General features: G+C 28.1%; 4 protein-coding genes. All 4 read left to right on the top strand.

All coding sequences use genetic code 11. The features are described 5' to 3' along the window. Positions 1–73: 73 nt before the first annotated feature. Entirely contained in the window at positions 74–724 is a 651-nt protein-coding gene (locus tag DWX29_RS12250) for a matrixin family metalloprotease (protein WP_118565957.1), read from the top strand. A gap of 36 nt (positions 725–760) precedes the next feature. Then, positions 761–1,528 carry a hypothetical protein gene (locus DWX29_RS12245; protein WP_118565956.1) on the top strand — a complete coding sequence of 256 codons (768 nt, stop codon included), beginning with the start codon at positions 761–763 and terminating at the stop codon, positions 1,526–1,528. 690 nt (positions 1,529–2,218) lie between these two features. Continuing rightward, complete coding sequence (locus DWX29_RS12240) at positions 2,219–3,607, top strand: leucine-rich repeat domain-containing protein (RefSeq protein WP_118565955.1); 1,389 nt, start codon at positions 2,219–2,221, stop codon at positions 3,605–3,607. Positions 3,608–3,651: 44 nt separating this feature from the next. Then, the gene (locus tag DWX29_RS12235; protein ID WP_117910791.1) at positions 3,652–5,058 is read left to right on the top strand and encodes a leucine-rich repeat domain-containing protein; all 1,407 of its coding nucleotides are present in this window, start codon (positions 3,652–3,654) and stop codon (positions 5,056–5,058) included. Positions 5,059–5,139 lie beyond the last annotated feature (81 nt).

Here is a 5,139-nt window from a genome sequence, read left to right as displayed (position 1 = left end):
AGATAATTGATGGGAAAAAGAACTTTGGAGAATGGTCTAAGTTGATTAGATGTAATAAAATGGAGGATTAACTATGAAAAAAAGAAATATAGTTATTATGTTAGTGGTTGGAATTACATCCTTATGTACAACGGCTCCAATAATGGCAGTCACAGAATCATGTACACATGGGAAAAAGACATTCAATGATAAAAAAATATTAAGTGGTGTAGGAAATTATGGAAATAATAAGAGGTATTATTGGATTAATTCGAATTTTTCAAGTAATTACTCTAGTAGAATTAGAAATGCATTTTCGTATTGGATAAATACATCATCAGATCCAGGTGTTACAACATCGATTTCTTTTAGAGAATCTTCAAATAAAAGTGATGCAACAATAGAATTACATACAACTACTTTAGGTGGAGATACAACTGGAAAGACAGATTATTATTCATATAGTACGTTAGTTGATGATCAGTCAATACAAGATTGGACATGGAACATTATATATATAGATACTGATAAAACCAAAGACTATGGACAACGAAAAAAGACAGGATTAGTTGGGCATGAAATAGGTCATGCAATGGGATTGAGCCACCAGCCAAATAAACAAAATAGTTCTATTATGTATAATTATGATGATAGATATATATTGTCAGATAATGGAAATACAGCGATTGAAAGAAATAAGCCGGCAAAAGTTGACTGCAATAATATAAATCATATATATAAGTAGAATGTTTCGCAAATAAAAGACGAGGAAGGTGGAAAAATGAATAGTAAATTAATTTATACGTGTTTAATAATATCAATAGTTTTGATGCTAAGTGGATGTCAAAATAATACAAATGAGTTGACATATCGAAATACTAAAAAAGAAGTAACTGAGGTTACAAATGATAATAAAACAAATGTAGTTGATAAAACTGTAAACATAAAAAAAATGAAATTTACGGAAAAACAGAAGGAAGAGGCGGCTTCTGTTAAATCATCAATGTCATTTGCAAAATCATGTAAAGAGATAGACGGATTATATAATAATTCTGAGTATATCGTTGAAGGAGAAGTTGAAAATACGTTTTTTACAGTATTATATGGAGAGCCATATACTGTTATGGAACTAAAAGTCAATGAAAAGTTTAAAGGAAGTGTAAATACGAATGATAAAATAACGGTTTTGCTGTATGGAGGTTATATGACAGTAGAACAGTTAGTTGAAAATGTAGGAGATGAAAAGTTTAAAGAATTAAGTGTAGAAGAAAGAAAAAATACATTAATAGAAAAGAAAACAACAGATTCAGAATATCCTAATGTTGGTGACAAGTATATATTATTTTTAATGGACAGCAATTTGGTTGAAAATGCATATGATCCGGTAAATGATTATGAATGTATTTTTAAATCAGAAGGAAAAGATTATATAAGAAATTTTCCGGAAGATGAAAAAATAGCTAAATATTCAACTCAAAATGTGATTAAAAATAATGTAAGTTTAAGTAGTGCGGAATTAGAAAAGTATTGCATAACCATGAATAAATAAAGAAAAATGCAAACCGAACATATTTTAGTGAAATTTATAAAATTTTTCATTAAAATGTGTTCGGTTTTATGTTCTAATATCATTTATAATATAAGGGATTAATTTTGATTTGAATAAAAAATAAATATAATTGTTAAATAAAAGTAAAGACAGATTAGTGTTGGTTAATAGTAAAAAACAAATTGTGACAAAATAGAAACGTATTGACGCATATATTTTAAACTTATACAATGAGTATATAACTAGTATATATTCAATAAAGACACGTAGAGGCTAGTTTTATATGGGGGATTAGATATATCTGACACAATTCTTAACAAAAATCCTAATAAAACTATAAAAGATTTATATGATATTTTTGAGTAACTAAATAATTTTATTAATTCCAACTATAAATAAGATAACAAAAAAATTAACAGTAAATTGGTGTAGCATATATGCTGCATAGACGATGTGATGATGACAAATAATAAGAAGTAAATCTGATGGATATTAAATGTGTATTATTGGATTTTACAAGCAGAGTAGTTGGAGGTGATGTAATAGTATAAATAATAAAATAATCAGAAGTAAAATAAATACTTATAATAATTGGAATTAATAATAGTTAAAAAATGCAATATTATATACGACAAATACGTTTGTTAAAGTAAGAACATTAAAATAAATGCATTAGCAGGAGGTAGTTTTATGAGTAAAAGAATATATAAATTTATCACAATCATGTTGGTGGCAGTTATGGTGTTATCCTGTTGGAGCGAGTGCGGAATAACAACAAACGTATACGCAGCGAAACATGCTACTGCTACAAAAAATACGAAGCAGAATGTTAAGTGGAAACTTAAAAAAGGTGTACTTACAATATATGGGAAGGGAAAAATGCCAAATAATATGACCTTTGATTATGAAAAGTATAAGGGAAAAATAAAGAAGGTTATTATTAAAGAGGGAGTAGAGTCTGTTTGTGATAATGCATTTTATTTTATAAAAAGCATAAAAGAAGTGCAATTTCCAAAGTCATTAAAAGAAATAGGGGAAAATGCATTTGAGTATAATAAACTAAAAAAGGTTGAATTAAAGTCAAAAGTTAAAATCAAAGAAAACGGATTAGAACTTTATCATGCAAAATACATAAACATACCTATTAAAGGTGGAAAAATATTATTAAAAAATGGTGTGATGAACATAACCGGTAAAGGGGAAATACCTGTTAGAGTGGGAAATGCATATGTAAAAGAAATAAATATCGGAAAAGGAATAACAACCTTGCCAATGTGGGCATTTTCCGGAAGTGCTAATTTGAAAAAGATAAAGATTTCAAAGACAGTTGAAGAAATAAATGCAAATGCATTTTCAAAAACAGGATTGAAGGAAATTAATATACCATCTGGTGTAAAAAGAATCGGACCAAATATATTTAGCGAATGCAGTAAATTAACAAAAGTAACAATGCCGGGTGAATTTGAGTTTATAGCCAGGGATGGTGAAGAATCAACTCCAATGAGAAATGTAATTGATAAGAGAGATACAAATGTGGATGTTGTAAAATTTAATACACCATTGAATTTAGATGTTATATCAGGTATTGACACAAATAATTTCGTTGTAGTAAAAAATGACCCGAATTATAAAGTGATAAATGGAGTAATATATTCAAAAGACGGAAGAAATTTAGTAAGAGTGCCATCAAAGAGAACAGAACTAAAAGTTGAAGATGGATGTGAATATGTAGCATCATCAGCGTTTCTTTATGGATTGTATGAAAGCGATGGCGATGAGTGGTTTTTAAGATGTAGGAATTTGACAAAAATAGAACTTGCAAATTCAGTTAAGCAGATTTGTCTTGAAACAGATAATTATTATGATAGGACAGAAAAAAAGCAGTGTAACAAAATGGGAGATTATCTGGAAACAATAGAAACTTTAAGTATGAGAGATTTTAATTTGCAGGAAATAACTTATAAAGGAAGAACAGTAAAAACACAAACGTTTATTAAACAGATTTTTGGTAAAACAAGAAATAATGGTGTGCTTGATTTGACTGATGAATTAAACAACACTATTAAGTCAAATCAGTAAAAAGTTGTTAATTATGAAATTACAATCTTGTGGGAGGTAATTCTATGAGCAAAAGAATATCGAAATTTATCACAATAATGTTAGTGGCAGCTATGATGCTATCATGTTTTAGTACCTATAATGCATCAACAAATGTATATGCTGCAAAACGAACTACTGCTACAAAAAATATTAAGCAAAATAATAAAAAGAATAAAGTTAAATGGAAACTTAAAAAAGGTGTTCTCACTATATATGGTAAGGGAAAAATGCCGGAAAGTATGACATTTGATGCCGGAAAATATAGTGGAAAGATAAAGAAAGTAATTATCAAAGAAGGTGTAAAATCTGTCTGTGATGATGCATTTAGATTTGTTAAAGGAATCAAAAAAATAGAATTTCCAAAGACATTAAATAAAATCGGATGCCATGCATTTAATGAATCTGAAGTTAAAAATGTTAAATTTAAATCAGTTGTAGAGTTAGAAGAAGATGCAATTAATTTTACAAAAACAAAATACATAAATATGCCAATTAAAGGCGGAAAGATTACATTAAAAAATGGAGTAATGAATATAAAGGGACAGGGAAAAATTCCTAATTTTTCAGAAATTGATAGTTTAAGCAAAGTAAATATTGAAGAAGGAATTGAACAGATTCCACAAGCGGCATTCAGTGGAAGCGAAAATTTAAAAGAAATAAATATTCCAGGTACGGTTAAAGAAATAGGGAAATATGCATTTGCAGCAACCGGAATAGAAAAAATAGTAATTCCGGCAAGTGTAGAAAAGATTGCGGCAAATATAGTAAGGGGATGTGTAAATCTTACTGAAGTTACTATGCCGGGAAACTTTGAATGCTTAGGAAGTGATGTTGCAAAATATTATACGAATAGAGAGTTAACAAGAATTGAGCATAATAGAAAAATCGAAACAGTAAAATTTAATACTCCATTAAATATAGATGTAATAACTTCAATTCCGACAAACAATTTCGAAGTAATGGAAAATGACCCTAATTACAAATCAATAAATGGTGTAATTTATTCAAAAGATGGAAAGAAGCTTATAAGAATTCCATCAAGACGAAAAGAAGTTAAAGTTGAGCAGGGATGTGAAACAGTAGAGTCATCAGCATTTCTTTATGGAATGTATGAAGTGGGAACAAAAGTGTGGAATATTAATTGTAGTGAGTTGCAAAAGATAGAACTTTCATCAACAGTAAAAAACATCGAATTTGTACATGATGAATTTTATGATAAGTTGGAAAAGAAAAACTACTATAGCGATAAAGAAGAATTGGATTATGAGAAATATATGCTTGGTATGGATTTGAGAAATTTCAAAATATGTGAAGTATCATACAATGGAAAAACAATTAATCCACAGAATTATATTAAAGAACTAACAAAAGAACAAAACAACAATGGGCTTGGAGAAATGGTTAATGAAATTAATATGATGATAAAATAAAATATAGCATAACCAGGAATAAGTAAAACTATAAAAGATTTATATGATATTTTTGAGTAACTAAATAATGTGAAATAATAA

The organism is Eubacterium sp. AF19-12LB (assembly GCF_003479125.1).
GTDB lineage: Bacteria > Bacillota > Clostridia > Lachnospirales > Lachnospiraceae > Eubacterium_U > Eubacterium_U album.
The sequence above is the reverse complement of the archived record's forward strand: the minus strand, read 5'-3'. Positions and strand labels throughout refer to the sequence as shown.

Bases quoted from the DNA above. Each gene is read 5' to 3' on its own strand.
- DWX29_RS12235 (WP_117910791.1), top strand. From the start codon at position 3,652: ATGAGCAAAAGAATATCGAAATTTATCACAATAATGTTAGTGGCAGCT.
- DWX29_RS12250 (WP_118565957.1), top strand. From the start codon at position 74: ATGAAAAAAAGAAATATAGTTATTATGTTAGTGGTTGGAATTACATCC.
- DWX29_RS12245 (WP_118565956.1), top strand. From the start codon at position 761: ATGAATAGTAAATTAATTTATACGTGTTTAATAATATCAATAGTTTTG.
- DWX29_RS12240 (WP_118565955.1), top strand. From the start codon at position 2,219: ATGAGTAAAAGAATATATAAATTTATCACAATCATGTTGGTGGCAGTT.